Here is a 15,172-nt window from a genome sequence, read left to right on the forward strand (position 1 = left end):
GAATCGCGCTTGAGGTCCTAGCGTCGGTCGCGTGAGCACCACCGACGATCGGAGAGCGACGATGAGCGACCCGTTCACCCCGGCCGAGCGCGCCTACCTGTCCGCGCAGGACCTCGGCCGGCTGGCGACCGTCGGCCCGGACGGCGGGCCGCAGGTGCGGCCCGTCGGGTTCCGCCTGAACGGCGACGGGACGATCGACGTCGGCGGCCCCGCCAACGCCGGCAGCCGCAAGTACCGCAACGTCCTGGCGAACCCGCACGTGTCGTTCCTCGTCGACGACAAGACGGCGGCCGACGACCCGGACGCGGTGCGGCCCGGCTGGGGCCGCGGCGTGGAGATCCGCGGCACGGCGGAGCCGGTCAAGGGCCGGATGCCGTTCGGCGAGGGGTTCTTCAGCGACGACCTGATCCGGATCCGCCCGGTCCGCGTGATCAGCTGGCACATCGACGCCGCGCGCCCCGAGGGGGAGGCCCGGACCGTCGCCTGAAACGGCGGTGTGGGGACGTTCGACGCGGGTAAAGGGGGACAAAACAGAATCACATCGCCCGGTCAGGAGGAATGATCATGACTGGGACCATGCGAGTACCGCGCAGCAGGGGCGGCTTCAGCGGCGTCCTGCTGGTGCTGCTGGGCCTGTGGGGCGGCCTGCTGCCCTTCGCCGGCCCCTACTTCGACTTCGGGTTCGCCCCGGACGACACCTGGGTCTACAACACCGACCGGCTCGAGCTCAGCATCGCCCCCGCGGCCGCCGCCGTGCTCGGCGGGCTGATCGTGCTGTTCAGCGCGCACCGCGCGGTCGCGATGCTCGGCGCGTGGCTGGGCGTGCTCGGCGGCGCCTGGTTCGTGGTGGGCGGGCCGCTCGCCACGCTGTGGGACGTGCAGGGCGTCGGCGCGCCGCTCGGCACCGGCAACGGCCGGCACCTCGCCGAGCAGCTGTCCGGCTTCGCCGGCCTCGGCACGGTGATCGTGTTCTTCGCCGCGCTCGCCCTCGGCCGGTTCGCGGTGGTGGGCGTCCGCGAGGCGGCCCCGCCCGACGAGCCGGTGCAGGACGGCGGGACCACGCAGCCGCTGGTGTTCGGCCGGTACGCGCGCGACACCGCCGGGCCGGGGCAGCCGGGCGGGCCGACGGCCCCCGCGCCGCGGCCACCGGGCGACCAGCGGGTCGCGGGCGAGCCGGGCGGCCTCGAACGGTAGGGCGCCCCAAGACCGGCCCTGAGACCGGCCCTGGCGGTCCCGCTCAGCGGGGCGCCGGGGCCGTCCGGGATGCCGTCAGCGGTTCCTGCTGCGCATGTTCCGGACGGACTTGGTGGTCTCGTAGCTGCCCTTCTCGTCGTCCAGCTTCACGTCGTCGCGATCGGTGAACATCGCGACGAACGCGACGATCAGCCCGACACCGCCGATCCACGGCTCGCGCCAGACGAAGCTGGCCGCCACGCAGGCGACCGCAACGGCAATGAGCAGCAAGAGCTTCACGTCGCACCCCTCGACCGCGCCATGAACGTCCGGGAGAACCGCTCACCCAGACTAGAACACGCTTTCGTTGCGGAATCAACGAGTAATGGAAGACTTACCCGCTGCCCGCTGGATGCATCCTGGCATGCCGCGGCCCGCCGGGGAAAGATCCCCGGCGGGCCGGTCGCCGGATAATCCGGCTACTTGCGCGCCTTGCCCCGCTTCTCGCGGATCTTCATCGCGATGTCGAGGGGCGTCCCCTCGAACCCGAACTCCTCGCGCAGCCGCCGCTCGATGAACCGCCGGTACCCCTCCTCGAGGAAGCCCGACGTGAACAGCACGAACCGCGGCGGCCGCACCCCCGCCTGCGTCGCGAACAGCACCCGCGGCTGCTTGCCGCCGCGCACCGGATGCGGATGCGAGTTCACCAGGTCCGCGAAGAACTGGTTCAGCTTCGACGTCGGCACCCGGGTGTTCCAGCCGTCCAGCGCCGTGTCGATCGCCGGGACGAACCGGTCCATGTGCCGGCCCGTCTTCGCCGAGATGTTCACCCGCGGCGCCCACCGCGCGTTGTGCAGCTGCCGGTCGATCTCGCGCTCCAGGTAGTGCCGGCGCTCCTCGTCCAGCAGGTCCCACTTGTTGTACGCGATGACCAGCGCCCGGCCCGACTCGATCACCATCGACACGATCCGCAGGTCCTGCTCGGCGAGCGGCTCGTCCGCGTCCACCAGCACGACCGCGACCTCGGCCCGCTCCAGCGCCGACTGCGTGCGCAGCGTCGCGTAGAAGTCGGCGCCCTGGTTCTCCCGGTGCCGCCGCCGGATCCCCGCCGTGTCGATGAACCGGAACGTCCGGCCGCCCAGCTCGATCAGCTCGTCGACCGGGTCGCGGGTCGTGCCGGCCACCGCGTCCACCACGGCCCGGTTCTCCCCCGCCAGCCGGTTCAGCAGGCTCGACTTGCCGACGTTCGGCCGGCCCAGCAGCGCGATCCGGGTCGGCCCGCCCTGGTCCCCGAACGTCTCGCGCGGCGCCTCCGCCGGCAGCGCCTCCAGCACCGCGTCCAGCAGGTCGCCGCTGCCGCGGCCGTGCAGCGCCGACACCGGATACGGCTCCCCGATGCCGAGCGACCACAGCAGCGCCGCGTCCGCCTCGGCGCCGGTGTCGTCGACCTTGTTGGCCACCAGCACCGCCGGCTTCCCGGACCGGCGCAGGATCTCCACCACGGCCTCGTCGACGTCCGTGGCGCCCACCGTCGCGTCCACCACGAACATCACCACGTCGGCCAGGTCCACCGCGAGGCGCGCCTGCTCGGCGATCGCGGCCGCCAGGCCCGCCGCGTCCGGCAGCCAGCCGCCGGTGTCGACGACGGTGAACCGCCGCCCCGACCACGTCGCGTCGTAGGCGACCCGGTCCCGGGTCACCCCCGGCACGTCCTCCACGACCGCCTCCCGGCGGCCGAGGATCCGGTTCACCAGCGTCGACTTGCCGACGTTGGGCCGCCCCACCACCGCCACCACCGGCGCCGGGCCGGCGTCGGCGGCGACGTCCTCGACGACGTCCGCGGTCTCGATCTCGTAATCGCTCACAGTCATATCCCCACAGGGGCCGTCAGGCCGCCCGCTCACTCCTGCTCTTTGGCGAGGCGGACGACCGCCTCGATGACCTCGGCGAGGCCCAGCTCCGTCGAGTCGATCTCATGCGCGTCCGCCGCCTTCGCCAGCGGCGACGCCTTGCGGGTGGAGTCCAGCCGGTCGCGGCGCGCCTGCTCGGCCTGCGTCACCGTCACCGACGCGCCCGGGTCCGCCGCCAGGTCCTTCGCGCGGCGGGCCGCCCGCACCTCCTCGCTGGCGGTCAGGTATACCTTGACCGGCGCGTCCGGCGCGACGACCGTGCCGATGTCGCGCCCCTCCACCACGATGCCCCCGTCCGCCATGATCTCACGCTGCAGCGCCACCAGCCGCGCCCGGACGGCCGGGACCGCGCTGACCGCGCTGACCGCGTTCGTCACCTCGCGGGTGCGGATCGGGTCCGACACGTCCTGCCCGTCCACCCCGATCGTCGGGGCGTCCGGGTCGGTGCCGGACACGATGACCGGGTCGCCGGCGCGCGCCGCGACCGCCTCGGCGTCCCCGACCGGGACGCCGTTGCGCAGCATCCACCACGTCATCGCGCGGTACATCGCGCCGGTGTCGAGGTAGCGCAGGCCGAGCGCGCGGGCGACGCCCTTGGACGCACTGGACTTGCCCGATCCGGAGGGTCCGTCCATGGCGATGACGAGCGGCACGATCGCTCCCTTTCGTCGGCATCGGAGCGCCCGCCGGCACGGGCGGGCGGCGGGCGGGGCGGGCGGCGGAACGCGAGCGTTTCCCTCGCGGGGGCCCAGCGCATCAGGCTACCGGCCCGCACCCACCACCGCGGCCCGCCGCAAGATCCGCAGGCCCCGGCTACCGGCCGGGCACCGACCAGCCGCGGGCGCGCAGCTCGGCGGCCAGCTTGTCGGCCGCCTCCGGCACCACCGCCAGCTCCAGCACGCCCAGCGGGCGGCCCGGCGAATGCTCGATCGTCACGTCCTCGATGTTCACCCCGGCGATCCCCGCCGCCTGGAAGATCATCGCCAGCTCGCCCGGCCGGTCCGGGATGACCACCTGCACCGTCGCGTACGCCGACTGGCCGCCGCCGTGCTTGCCCGGGATCCGGGACCGGCCCGCGTTCCCGCGCAGCAGCAGGTCCGCGACGTGCGCCGAGGCGCCCTCGCTGCCGTCGCGCAGCAGCGACGCCGCGACCGCCAGGTCCGTCGCGACCGCCTCCAGCACGTCCGCGACCGGCGCGGCGTTCGCCGACAGGATCCCGATCCACAGCCGCGGGTCGCTCGCCGCGATCCGCGTCACGTCCCGGACGCCCTGCCCCGACAGGCCCAGCGCCACGTCGTCCGCGCCGGTCAGCCGCGCCGCAACCGCCGCCGACACCACGTGCGGGCCGTGCGACACCAGCGCCACCGCACGGTCGTGCTCCGCGGCGTCCACCTCCACCGGCATCGCGCCGCACGCCTTCGCCAGCGCCGTCACCGCGGCCACCGTCTCCGGCGCCGCCTCCGGGGTCGCGCACAGCGCCCACGGGCGGCCGAGGAACAGGTCCGGACGCGCCGCGCCCGGCCCCGACCGCTCGCTGCCCGCGAGGGGATGCCCCGCGACGAACGTCGACAGGTCGCAGCCCAGCTCCGCCGCCTGCGCCAGCGGCAGCGCCTTCACGCTCGCCACGTCGGTGTAGGCGGTCGCCAGGCCGCGCTTCTGCGCGTCCAGGAGGGTCACCGCGACCGCCGCGGGCGGCACCGCCAGCACCGCCAGGTCGGCGGGCTCCGCGGACGCCCCGTCCGGCAGCGCCTCCCCCGCGCCCAGCTCGACGGCCAGCGCGAGCGCGGCCGCGTCCCGGTCGGTCAGCAGCACCTCGGCGCCGCGCTCGCGCATCGCCAGCGCGATCGACGTGCCGATCAGCCCCGTCCCGACCACGACGATGCGGCCCACCACGTCCTCGTCCACGCCCGTCACCCTACTGTGCCCCGCACATGCCTCACTGCGCCCGGGCGCTACTGCGCCCTGCACATGCCTCACTGCGCCCGGGCGCTACTGCGCCCTGCACATGCCTCACTGCGCTCGGGCGCTACTGCGCGATGTCCAGCCGGAGGGCCTTCGCGCCTCGCAGGTACACGTGCTGGACCTCGGCGCGCGGGCGGTCCGTCGCGATGTGCGCCATCAGCCGGATCACCCGCGGCAGCGCGTGCGGCACGGCGATCTCGCTCGCGCACATCAGCGGCACCTCCTGGAAGCCGAGCTTGCGCGCCGCCAGCGCCGGGAACTCCGCCGTCAGGTCCGGCGTCGCCGTGAACAGCACGCTGATCACGTCGTCGGTGGTCAGCCCGTTGCGGCTCATCACCTCGCTCACCAGCTCGGTCGTCGCCGCCAGGATCTCCCCCCGGTCGTCGGCGTCCACCTGCGTCGCCCCGCGGACCGCGCGTACCGCCACGTCGTCCCTCTCCGTCTCGACTGAATCGCGGCGCCGGGCCTACAGCCCGACCACCTGGTAGAGCTCGCCGATCTCCTGGACGGTCAGCGCGCGCATCCCGCCCGGCTTCAGCTGGCCCAGCTTGATCGGGCCGAACTCTATGCGGGCCAGCTGCTGCACCGGGAACCCGACCTCCTTGAGCAGCCGCCGCACGATGTGCTTGCGCCCCTCGTGCAGGGTGATCTCCACGAGCACCCGCCTGCCGACCTGGTCGAACACCCGGAACTTGTCGGCCTTGGCCGGGCCGTCCTCCAGCGTCACGCCGGCGCGCAGCCGCTTGCCGAGGTCGCGCGGGATCGGCCCGTGGATCTCGGCGAGGTAGGTCTTGTACACCCCGTAGCTCGGGTGGGTGAGGCGGTGCGCGAGCTCCCCGTCGTTGGTGAGCAGGATCAGGCCCTCGGTGTCGGTGTCGAGCCGGCCGACGTGGAACAGCCGCTCCGGCACGTCCACGTAGTCCTCCAGGGACTTGCGGCCCCGCTCGTCCGACATCGTGCTGACGACGCCGCGCGGCTTGTTGACCATGTAGTACCGCATCTCGGCGCGCGTCTCGACCCGCTTGCCGTCCACGTGGATCACGGCCCGCTGCGGGTCGACCCGCTCGCCGAACCGGAACACCCGCTTGCCGTCGACGGTCACCCGGCCCTCGCCGATGAGCTCCTCGCAGTGGCGGCGGCTGCCGATCCCGGCCTCGGCCAGCACCTTCTGCAGGCGCACGCCCTCGTTGTCAGTCACGATTCCTCAACTATGTCTTCTGGCAGGTCGTCGGGGAGGAAGGGGGCCAGCTCCGGCAGCTCGCCGAGATCGCGCAGCCCCAGCCGCTCCAGGAAGTACCCGGTGGTGCGGTACAGGTGCGCGCCGGTCTCCGCCTCCTGGCCCGCGTTCTCGATCAGGCCGCGCAGCGTCAGCGTCCGCATCACGCCGTCGCTGTTGACGCCGCGGACCGCCGACACCCGCGCCCGGCTCACCGGCTGCCGGTAGGCGACGACCGCGAGGGTCTCCAGCGCGGCCTGCGTCAGCCTGGCCTGCTGGCCGTCGGTGACGAACCGCTCCACCACCGGGGCGCACACGTCCCGGGTGTAGTAGCGCCAGCCGCCGGCGACCTCCCTGAGGTCGAACCCCCGGCCCTGCTCGGTGTATTCCGCGGCCAGCTCACGCAGCGTCGCGGCGACCTGCGGGCGGGGCCGCTCCAGCAGCTGCGCCAGGGTGATCTCGGCGACGGGCTCGTCCACGACCAGCAGGATCGCCTCGATCGAGGCTCGCAGCCCCGGCACGCCCTCACCGGGCCCGTCCGGCGCCTCGTCCTGGGGCGGCCGGTGCTCCGGCGCGTCCGGGCCGGGTCCCTCAGTCATCGTCCTCCTCGTCCTTCCCGTCGGTGTCGGCCTGCTCGGCCTTCTCGGCCGCGGCGCGGGCCTCCGGGGAGCCCTCGTAGTCGTCGCCGACCGCCACGTCGCCCTCGTCGGTGCCGGTCCAGGTGACGTGCAGCTCACCGAGCGGCTCGAGCTGCTCGAACGTGACGGCCCGCTCCCGGTACAGCTCCAGCAGCGCCAGGAACCGCGCGACGACCTCGTAGGTGCCGTCGGCGTCGGACGCCAGGACCCGGAAGGTGGTCTTGCGGAGCCGCCGCAGCTTCTCCACGACGATCTCGGCCTGCTCCTTGACGCTGGCCTTCGGCTGGTACATGTGCTCGACCGACACAGCGGGCGGCGCCTTCGGGGCGAGCGCCCTGGCCGCCAGCCGCGCGAACTCCTCGGGGCCGAGGCCGAGCAGGACCTCCGGCAGCAGGTTCGCGAACTTCGGCTCCATCGGCACCACGCGCGGGAACCGCCGGTTCGCGTCGGCGATCTTGGCGGCGAGGACCTGCGCGACCTCCTTGTACGCCCGGTACTGCAGCAGCCGGGCGAACAGCAGGTCGCGGGCCTCCAGCAGGGCCAGGTCGTCCTCGTCGTCGACCTCGCCGGACGGCAGCAGCCGCGCCGCCTTCAGGTCCAGCAGGGTCGCGGCGACCAGCAGGAAGTGGCTGGCCTGGTCGAGGTCCCAGTCCTTGCCGTAGGAGCGGATGTGGGCGATGAAGTCGTCGGTGACCTTGTGCAGGGACACCTCGGTGATGTCGAGCTTGTGCTTGGAGATCAGCCCGAGCAGCAGGTCGAAGGGGCCCTCGAAGTTGTCGAGGTGGACGCGGAAGCCCTGGTCCTCGCCCTGCTCCTGGTCGGGTGCCGCGCCCTGCTCCGGCGCCGTCTCGTCCACGTCGCTCACGGTAGCGGAGGACGCCGCCCGCCCCGTGCTCCCCGGCAACATGCTCACCGGCCCCATCGTCCCATGCCCGGGGGTGTGCGGGCGCCTCGTCCGGGCGGGCCGGACGCCCCGCGTCAGGACGGGCGGCGCCCGCTGATCCTCGCGACGAGGTCCTCGGCCTTCGCGCGGGTGAAGGAGCCGGTGATCTGCACGGAGCCGCCGGTGATGGGCCCTCCGGTGACCGCGGGCGCCGACAGCACCCGCCCGCCGGCGACCATCGCGATCTGCTGCCCCGGCGTCCCCGGCTGCTGCCGCGCCGCCGCTTCGGTGAGGCGCGCGAACGCCCGGGCGTCCGCGGCGGTCAGGCCGATCTGGACCGTCCACGACGTCGTCCCGCCCGCCGGCGGCTCGGCCTTCATGTGCTCGACGCGGCGGACGGTCATGCCGCCCCCGGCGAGGCGGTAGCAGGACGTCCCGGACGCCTCGGGCAGCGTCCCGGCGGCGCAGGGCGCCTGCGAGACCGCGGCGACCTGCTGGAGCGTCAGCGGCTGCCGCAGGTCTGCCGGGCCGCCGTCGTACCCGCCGCCGCCGCGCGTCGCCAGGTAGACGGCCACGCCGGCGGCCAGGAGGACGAACACGAGCGCGGCCGCGCCTGCGATGATCAGCGGTGTGCGTGCCGCGGGCCTGGCGGCCGACGGGTACTGCGCGGCGGCGCCCGGCAGCGGGTAGGCGGCCGGGGGCGCGGCACCCGGTGGCGGCGCGTTCGGGGGCGGCGGCGCGTACGGAGGCGGCGGCGTGTCGGCCGAGGACGGCGGCGCGTAGATGGGCGGCGGCGGCCGGAACGGCTCGGGCGGGTCGTCGGGGGGCTGGGCCATACGGGATCCCTACCGTGCGCGGGTCAGGACAGGTCGCGCAGGCGCCGGACGAGGGTGCTGTGCTCGCCGAGCGCGTCGAAGTCGCCGATCATCGCCGCGACGGCCTCCCGGACCAGCCGGCCCCGGTCGGCGGTCAGGGCGTGGTCGGCGCGCAGCCGCAGCCGCAGCTGCTCCAGCGCGAGCAACTCGTCGGAGGAGATGTACACGGTGATCTTGGAGTCGTGGCGCTGGCGGCCGGTGGGGCGGCGCCCGCCGTCCGGCCGGACGGTCCGGGACGGCCCGGCGCCCGGCACCGCGCGCTCCGCGACCGCGTGCTCGGGGCCGGCGTGCTCGGGAACGGCCCGCTCGGGCAGCGCGCGCCCCGAGCCGGGCGGGTTCCCGGACGGGCCGGGAGCGGGGCCGGGCGGCGGCGCGGTGGGCCGGAAGATCTCATCGACACCGGGCAGCCTTACCCGACGTGAGCCCACCTTCCGAGCACCTCCCGCGCCAGACCCCGGTATGCGTTCGCGCCCATCGAGTTCGGGTCGAAGTACGTGATCGGCTCCCCGGCGACGGTCGCGTCAGGAAACCGTACCGTGCGGTTGATGACCGTGTGGAAGACCTTGTCACCGAAGGCCTCGACGATCCGGCCGAGGACCTCGCGGGTGTGCAGGGTCCGCGAGTCGTACATGGTGCCGAGGACGCCGTCGATCACCAGCTCCGGGTTGATCCGGCCCTGCACCTTGTCGATGGTCTCCATCAGCAGCGCGACGCCGCGCATCGCGAAGTACTCGCACTCCAGCGGGATCAGCACGCCCTCGCTGGCGGCCAGCGCGTTCACGGTCAGCAGGCCGAGCGACGGCTGGCAGTCGATCAGGATGTAGTCGTAGTGCGGGACCGCCGACTTCAGCGCCTGCTGCAGGATGTACTCGCGGCCGACCTCGTGGACGAGCTGGACCTCTGCGCCGGACAGGTCGATGTTGCTCGGCAGCAGGTCCATGCCGTCGACGCCGGTCTCCAGGACGATGTCCTCCCACTCGGTGTCGCGTTCGAGCAGCAGGTTGTGGATCGTCATGTCGAGCTGGCGCGGGTCGCCCTTGCCGAGGCCGACCGACAGGGCGCCCTGCGGGTCGAAGTCGACGAGCAGCACCCGGCGGCCGTACTCGGCGAGCGCGGCGCCCAGGTTGATCGTCGTGGTCGTCTTGCCGACGCCGCCCTTCTGGTTGCAGACGGCGACGATGCGGGCCGGCCCGTGTTCGGCCAGCGGTTCCGGCTCCGGAAAGACGGGCACGGGTCGCTGAGTCGGGCCGAGGGCCCGACTCGGATCGGTCTCTATGGTGGCGGAGGAGAGAACTCCATGTCCGCCGTTCCTGCTGGTCACCAGATCCCTCCCCGGCGGCCGGGAATGCCGTCCAGAACGGGGACTCTAGGGCTCAGTCCCCCGCGTCTCAAGCCGACGCGCGCCGAGTGTCGGGATTTGTCGCGGCGCCGCGGCCGCACGTCGCAGCGGGCCGGGAGGCGGCCGGACGCTCAGCTCCGGGCGCGCGGGTGCGAGGTCGCGTAGACCTCGCGCAGCAGCTGTACCGTCACCAGAGTGTAGACCTGCGTGGTGGTCACGGAGGCGTGCCCGAGCAACTCCTGGACGACGCGGACGTCGGCGCCGCCGTCCAGCAGGTGGGTGGCGAACGAGTGCCGGAGCGTGTGCGGCGACACCTGCGACAGCCGGGCCCGGTCGGCGGCGGCGCGCAGCACCATCCAGGCGCCCTGCCGCGACAGCCGCCCGCCGCGGGCGTTCAGGAACAGCGCGGGGCCGCCGCGCCCGGCGCCGGCGAGCTCGGGGCGGGCCCGGACGAGGTAGGCGCCGACGGCCCGGGCCGCGTAGTCGCCGATCGGGACGGCCCGGGCCTTGCCGCCCTTGCCGGCGACGCGGGCGAACCCGTCGTCGAGGTCGACGTCGTCGACGTCCAGGCCGACCGCCTCGGAGATCCGCGCGCCCGACCCGTACAGCAGCTCCAGCAGCGCGCGGTCGCGCAGGCCGCGGGCGGTGCCGGCGTCGCCGTCGGACGGTCCGGCGGCGGCCGCGAGCAGCCGCTCCACCTCCTCCAGCGTGATGGCCTTCGGCAGCCGCCGCGGCGGCGTCGGCGGCTTGACGTCGTGCGCGGGGTCGCCGGACGCGAGCCCCTCGCGCAGCGCGAACCGGTGCAGGCCCCGGACGGCGACGAGCGCACGCGCGGCCGACCCCGCCGACAGCGGCGGATGCTCCTCGTCGCCCTCCCGCAGACCCATCAGGAACGCGCGGACGTCGTCCTCGGTGATGTCGCCGATGGCGGTGCGGCCCCGCCCCTCCTGCACCCGGACGTAGCGGAGCAGGTCGCGGCGGTAGGACGACAGGGTGTTGGCGGCCAGGCCCCGCTCGACGGCCAGGTGCCCCAAATAGGTGCGCACCGCCGCCTCCAGCGCCGAGCCGGTGCCCGCGTCGGGGGCGTCGTCCTGGGCGGGGGGCCGCTCGGCGGGCCGGCGGGTCGTGCGCGGGGACAGTGCGGCACCTCTTCTGACGGTCGGTCGGCTCGGTGGGGTCGGCTCGAGGCGGGTCGCGACGTGCCCATCATGCCCCCTCCGGCCCCTACCGCGCTGTGTCTACTGCAAGCCCGGCCCAGCGGCCTCGCCTAGGGCTCGGCCGCTGACCGTGCTTGGGCGAGCGCGACCTCGCTTCGCGAGCTTCCCGGTGGGGGCTCGCCTTCGGCTTTGCCCCCACCGGTCAGATAGCGCGCTCGCGTGCGGGCTGAGCGTCTCGGCCCGCTCCCCGCACAGAGCGGGTGTCAGCCCTCGGGGGCGTCGGCGGGGCGGAGGTCGCGGTAGCCGGCGGCGCGGGCGGCGTGCGCCGCGAGGATCCCCACGCAGGCGATCATGTTGTGCACGTCGCCCGCGAGGACCTTGCGGACGGCCTCGTCCAGCGGCACCCAGACGACCGGCATGTCCGCCTCCTCGTGCACCCGCTCGAAGTCGATCTCCTCGGGCGGCACGAGTTCGAGGTCGCGGGCGAGGAAGATCCGGGTGCGCTCGTCCGACATCCCCGACGAGGGGAACACGTCGGCGAGGGTGTCCCAGCGCGCGGCCCGGTACCCGGCCTCCTCCAGCAGCTCCCGCTCGGCGAGCGCGCGCAGCGGCTCGCCGTCGACGTCACGGAGCCCGGCGGGCGTCTCCCACAGGAGCCGCCCGACGGGGTGCCGGTACTGGCGGAGCAGCAGCACGCGCTCCCGGTCGTCGAGGGCGAGGACGCCGACCGAGCCGAGGTGCTCGATCACGTCGCGGCCGACGACCTCGGTGCCGCCGGTGCCGTCCGGCATCTCGACCCGGTCGCGGCGGACGTTGAACACGTGCCCGGTGAACGCGGTCGACTCCTCGACGACCTTCCAGTGCTCGGGCCGGTCGCGGACGTCGTCCGGCCCGGGCTCCGCGGTCACGAGGCGTCCGCCGCGCGCGCGTCGGCGTACTCGATCGCCGCGGCGACCAGGCCGGTGAACAGCGGGTGCGGGCGGGTCGGCCGGGACCGGAACTCCGGGTGCGCCTGCGTGCCGACGAAGAACGGGTGGCTCTCGCGGGGCAGCTCGACGTACTCGACGAGGCGGCCGTCCGGCGACAGCCCGGAGAACCGCAGCCCCGCCTCCTCCAGCCGGCCGCGGTAAGCGTTGTTGACCTCGTAGCGGTGCCGGTGCCGCTCGGAGACCTTCGCCTCCCCGTACAGGCCCTTCACCACCGAACCGTCGGCGAGGTCGGCGGGGTAGAGGCCGAGCCGCATGGTGCCGCCCATGTCGCGCTCGCCTGCGACCACGTCGACCTGGTCGGCCATGGTCGCGACGACCGGGTGCTCGGTGGTGGCGTCGAACTCGGCGCTGCCGGCGTCGGCGAGCCCGCCGAGCGTCCGCGCCGCCTCGATCACCATGCACTGCAGGCCGAGGCAGATGCCGAGCAGCGGGACGCGGTTCTCGCGGGCGTGCCGGATCGCGCCGAGCTTGCCCTCGATGCCGCGGACGCCGAACCCGCCGGGGATCAGCACCCCGTCGACGCCGTCCAGCTCCCGCTTGGCGCCCTCGGGCGTCTCGCAGTCGTCGCTCTTCACCCAGCGGATGTGCACCTTGGCGTCGTTGCCGAACCCGCCGTGCCGCAGCGCCTCGGTCACCGACAGATAGGCGTCGGGCAGGTCGATGTACTTGCCGACCAGCGCGATCGTGACCTCGCGGGCGGGCTTGTGGACGCGGCGCAGCAGCCGGTCCCAGGCGCCCCAATCGACGTCGCGGAACGGCAGCCCGAGCCGGCGCACCACGTAGGCGTCCAGGCCCTCGGCGTGCAGCACCTTCGGGATGTCGTAGATGGACGCGGCGTCCACCGCGGACACCACGGCCTCGCGGTCCACGTCGCACATCAGGCTGATCTTGTGCTTGAGCCCGTCGGTGATCGGCCGGTCCGAGCGGCACACGATCGCGTCGGGCTGGATGCCGATGGAGCGCAGCGCGGCGACCGAGTGCTGCGTCGGCTTGGTCTTCAGCTCGCCGGACGGCCCGATGTAGGGCAGCAGCGACACGTGCAGGAAGAAGCAGTTGTCGCGGCCGATCTCGTGCCGGATCTGCCGCACCGACTCCAGGAACGGCAGCGACTCGATGTCGCCGACGGTCCCGCCGACCTCGGTGATGACGATGTCGACCTCGGTGTCGTCCGCCATCCCGCGGATCCGGTCCTTGATCTCGTTGGTGATGTGCGGGATCACCTGCACGGTGTCCCCGAGGTACTCCCCGCGCCGCTCCTTGGCGATGACGTTGGAGTACACCTGGCCGGTCGTGACGTTCGCCGACCCGTGCAGCTCGGTGTCCAGGAACCGCTCGTAGTGGCCGATGTCCAGGTCGGTCTCGGCGCCGTCGTCGGTGACGAACACCTCGCCGTGCTGGAACGGGTTCATGGTGCCGGGGTCGACGTTGAGGTAGGGGTCCAGCTTCTGCATGGTGACCCGCAGCCCGCGAAGGGTGAGAAGCCGCCCCAGGCTGGAGGCCGTCAGTCCCTTGCCGAGGCTGGAGGCGACACCGCCGGTGACGAAGAGGTGCTTGGTAGGACGTGATCTACCAGTGGCTGCCGAAGGCAAGAAGGCGCTCCCGTGGTCGTTGCGAGGCGGCTTTCACCGAAGGGGTCGGTACCGCACTGTCCACGGGCCACCAGAATAACAGCCGGTCGCGGGTGCGCCATCCCGGGAGTGCCCCGCTCCCGCTGGTCAGAGGGTGCGGGGGGCGGGCGGCCCGTGCCCCCGGCCCGCCGGGCCGGGGGGGGTTCCTCAGAGCCGCGGCGTCGCGGCGGTGGGCATGATGGTGCGCAGCTGCCGGGTCAGCTCGTCGATCAGGGACCGGGCCTGGTCGGCGGCCTGGCGGGCGGCGTCGCGCTCCTGGGACAGCTCGGCGATCTGCGCGCGCTGCTCGGTGACGGCCTGGGCGAGCTGGTCGACCCACTGGTCGCGCTCGGCGAGCTTCTCGGCGACAGCGTCGCGCTCGGCGGCCATCTGCCGCATCCCGGCGACCGCCTTGTCGCGCTCCCGGCCGGCCTGGTCGGCGCGGCCGCGGGCGAGCGTCAGCTCCGACTCGGCGCGGGCCTGGGACTGCACCGCGGCCTCGCGGGTGCGGTCGGCGGCCTCGCGCGCCTTGCCGCTGGCGTCGCGCTCGCGCTCGGCCTTCTTGGCGGCCTCCAGCGACTGCGCGGCGGTGTCGAGGGCCTGCTGGCGCTCGGCCTCGGCGGTCTCCGCGCGGACGACGGCGTCCTGCGCGCGGCGCTCGGCGTCCTGGGCGCGCCGCTCGGACTCCTGGGCGCGGCGCTCGTTCTCCTGCGCGCGGCGCTCGGACTCCTGCGCGCGGCGGCGCGTCTCGTCGGCCTCCTTGCCGGCGGCGACGACGGCGTGCTGCAGGTTCTGCGCGGTCATCTCCGCGTCGGTGACCTTGGAGCGCAGCGCGGACAGCTCGGCGTGCGCGGACTCCAGGGCGCGCGACAGCTCGGCGGCCTGCTCGGCGACCCGGTCGCGCTCGGTCTCGGCGGAGCGGCGGCCGCCGACGGCGTCCTCGACGGCGCGCAGCGCGTCGTCGCGGGCCTCGCTCATCGCGTCGCGCTGCTGGATGGCCTGCCGGACGGTGGCCTCGGCCTCGGCGACGCGGCGCTCTGCCTGCTCGGCCTGCGCCTGCGCCTGCTCCATCTGGGCGCGGGCCTGCTCGGCCTGCGCGCGCGCCTGGTCGGCCTGCACACGGGCCTGCTCGGCCTGGCCGCGGGCCTGGTCGGCCTGGGCGCGGCCCTGCTGCGCCTGGTTCCAGGCGGCCGCGGCGTCGCGCTGCGCGGCCTCCTTCTCCTGCTGGAGGGCGGCGATCTGGGCGACGGCCTCGTTCTGCACCTCGCCGGCGCGGCGCTCGGCCTCGGCGACCTTGCGCTCGGCGTCGACGGCGCGGCGGTCGGCCTGCTCGGCCTGACCCCGCGCGCGCTGCACCTCGCCCCACGCGGCCGCGGCGTCGCGCTGCGCCGACTCCTTCTCCGCCTGGATCGCCGCCACCTGC

General features: G+C 74.3%; 17 protein-coding genes. 2 read left to right on the forward strand and 15 right to left on the reverse strand.

The window, feature by feature from the left end; translation table 11 throughout:
- The first annotated feature begins 31 nt into the window (after window positions 1-31).
- Together J4709_RS51215 and J4709_RS51220 are read left to right on the forward strand one after the other, a co-directional pair.
- The gene (locus J4709_RS51215) at window positions 32-487 is read left to right on the forward strand and encodes a PPOX class F420-dependent oxidoreductase (RefSeq protein ID WP_307802164.1); all 456 of its coding nucleotides are present in this window, start codon (window positions 32-34) and stop codon (window positions 485-487) included.
- 77 nt (window positions 488-564) lie between these two features.
- The gene (locus J4709_RS51220; RefSeq protein ID WP_208252805.1) at window positions 565-1,194 is read left to right on the forward strand and encodes a hypothetical protein; all 630 of its coding nucleotides are present in this window, start codon (window positions 565-567) and stop codon (window positions 1,192-1,194) included.
- Window positions 1,195-1,269: 75 nt separating this feature from the next.
- Here the strand turns inward: J4709_RS51220 and J4709_RS51225 are convergent, their stop codons facing one another.
- The 15 genes from J4709_RS51225 to J4709_RS51295 all read right to left on the reverse strand — a co-directional run.
- Window positions 1,270-1,473 carry a hypothetical protein gene (locus tag J4709_RS51225; RefSeq protein ID WP_208252806.1) on the reverse strand — a complete coding sequence of 68 codons (204 nt, stop codon included), beginning with the start codon at window positions 1,471-1,473 and terminating at the stop codon, window positions 1,270-1,272.
- A gap of 179 nt (window positions 1,474-1,652) precedes the next feature.
- Complete coding sequence (gene der / locus J4709_RS51230; protein WP_208252807.1) at window positions 1,653-3,044, reverse strand: ribosome biogenesis GTPase Der; 1,392 nt, start codon at window positions 3,042-3,044, stop codon at window positions 1,653-1,655.
- Between the two features lie 29 nt (window positions 3,045-3,073).
- Window positions 3,074-3,736, reverse strand: coding sequence for a (d)CMP kinase (gene cmk / locus J4709_RS51235; protein WP_307802165.1), 663 nt, complete (start codon window positions 3,734-3,736; stop codon window positions 3,074-3,076).
- 160 nt (window positions 3,737-3,896) lie between these two features.
- Window positions 3,897-4,997, reverse strand: coding sequence for a prephenate dehydrogenase (locus tag J4709_RS51240; RefSeq protein ID WP_372442252.1), 1,101 nt, complete (start codon window positions 4,995-4,997; stop codon window positions 3,897-3,899).
- Between the two features lie 112 nt (window positions 4,998-5,109).
- On the reverse strand, window positions 5,110-5,472 hold the full coding sequence (gene aroH, locus J4709_RS51245; RefSeq protein WP_208252808.1) for a chorismate mutase: 363 nt from the start codon (window positions 5,470-5,472) through the stop codon (window positions 5,110-5,112).
- A 39-nt stretch (window positions 5,473-5,511) separates the two neighbouring features.
- A complete protein-coding gene (locus J4709_RS51250) occupies window positions 5,512-6,243 on the reverse strand; it encodes a pseudouridine synthase (RefSeq protein ID WP_208252809.1) in 732 nt (243 codons plus the stop codon).
- A complete protein-coding gene (scpB, locus tag J4709_RS51255; protein ID WP_208252810.1) occupies window positions 6,240-6,860 on the reverse strand; it encodes an SMC-Scp complex subunit ScpB in 621 nt (206 codons plus the stop codon). Before scpB ends, J4709_RS51250 begins: the two co-directional genes overlap by 4 nt.
- Window positions 6,853-7,755: a segregation and condensation protein A gene (locus tag J4709_RS51260; RefSeq protein ID WP_307802167.1), complete on the reverse strand. Its 903-nt coding sequence runs from the start codon at window positions 7,753-7,755 to the stop codon at window positions 6,853-6,855. Before J4709_RS51260 ends, scpB begins: the two co-directional genes overlap by 8 nt.
- A 122-nt stretch (window positions 7,756-7,877) precedes the next feature.
- Window positions 7,878-8,618 carry a SecDF P1 head subdomain-containing protein gene (locus tag J4709_RS51265; protein WP_208252811.1) on the reverse strand — a complete coding sequence of 247 codons (741 nt, stop codon included), beginning with the start codon at window positions 8,616-8,618 and terminating at the stop codon, window positions 7,878-7,880.
- 23 nt (window positions 8,619-8,641) lie between these two features.
- Window positions 8,642-9,085, reverse strand: a complete 444-nt coding sequence (locus J4709_RS51270) for a hypothetical protein (protein WP_208252812.1) — start codon at window positions 9,083-9,085, stop codon at window positions 8,642-8,644.
- Window positions 9,067-9,933 (reverse strand): ParA family protein, encoded by an 867-nt coding sequence (locus J4709_RS51275; protein WP_307802169.1) that lies wholly within the window; start codon window positions 9,931-9,933, stop codon window positions 9,067-9,069. The genes J4709_RS51270 and J4709_RS51275 overlap by 19 nt, the downstream gene beginning before the upstream one ends.
- A 194-nt stretch (window positions 9,934-10,127) precedes the next feature.
- Window positions 10,128-11,042 (reverse strand): site-specific tyrosine recombinase XerD, encoded by a 915-nt coding sequence (locus tag J4709_RS51280; RefSeq protein WP_307802168.1) that lies wholly within the window; start codon window positions 11,040-11,042, stop codon window positions 10,128-10,130.
- Between the two features lie 374 nt (window positions 11,043-11,416).
- Window positions 11,417-12,061, reverse strand: a complete 645-nt coding sequence (locus J4709_RS51285; protein WP_208252814.1) for an NUDIX domain-containing protein — start codon at window positions 12,059-12,061, stop codon at window positions 11,417-11,419.
- Window positions 12,058-13,731 carry a CTP synthase gene (gene pyrG / locus J4709_RS51290; protein WP_208252815.1) on the reverse strand — a complete coding sequence of 558 codons (1,674 nt, stop codon included), beginning with the start codon at window positions 13,729-13,731 and terminating at the stop codon, window positions 12,058-12,060. The genes J4709_RS51285 and pyrG overlap by 4 nt, the downstream gene beginning before the upstream one ends.
- A gap of 186 nt (window positions 13,732-13,917) precedes the next feature.
- A partial coding sequence (locus J4709_RS51295; protein WP_208252816.1) for a hypothetical protein occupies window positions 13,918-15,172 on the reverse strand: 1,255 nt, incomplete at its 5' end.

The organism is Actinomadura violacea (genome assembly GCF_017573465.1).
In the GTDB taxonomy this organism is placed as follows: domain Bacteria; phylum Actinomycetota; class Actinomycetes; order Streptosporangiales; family Streptosporangiaceae; genus Spirillospora; species Spirillospora violacea.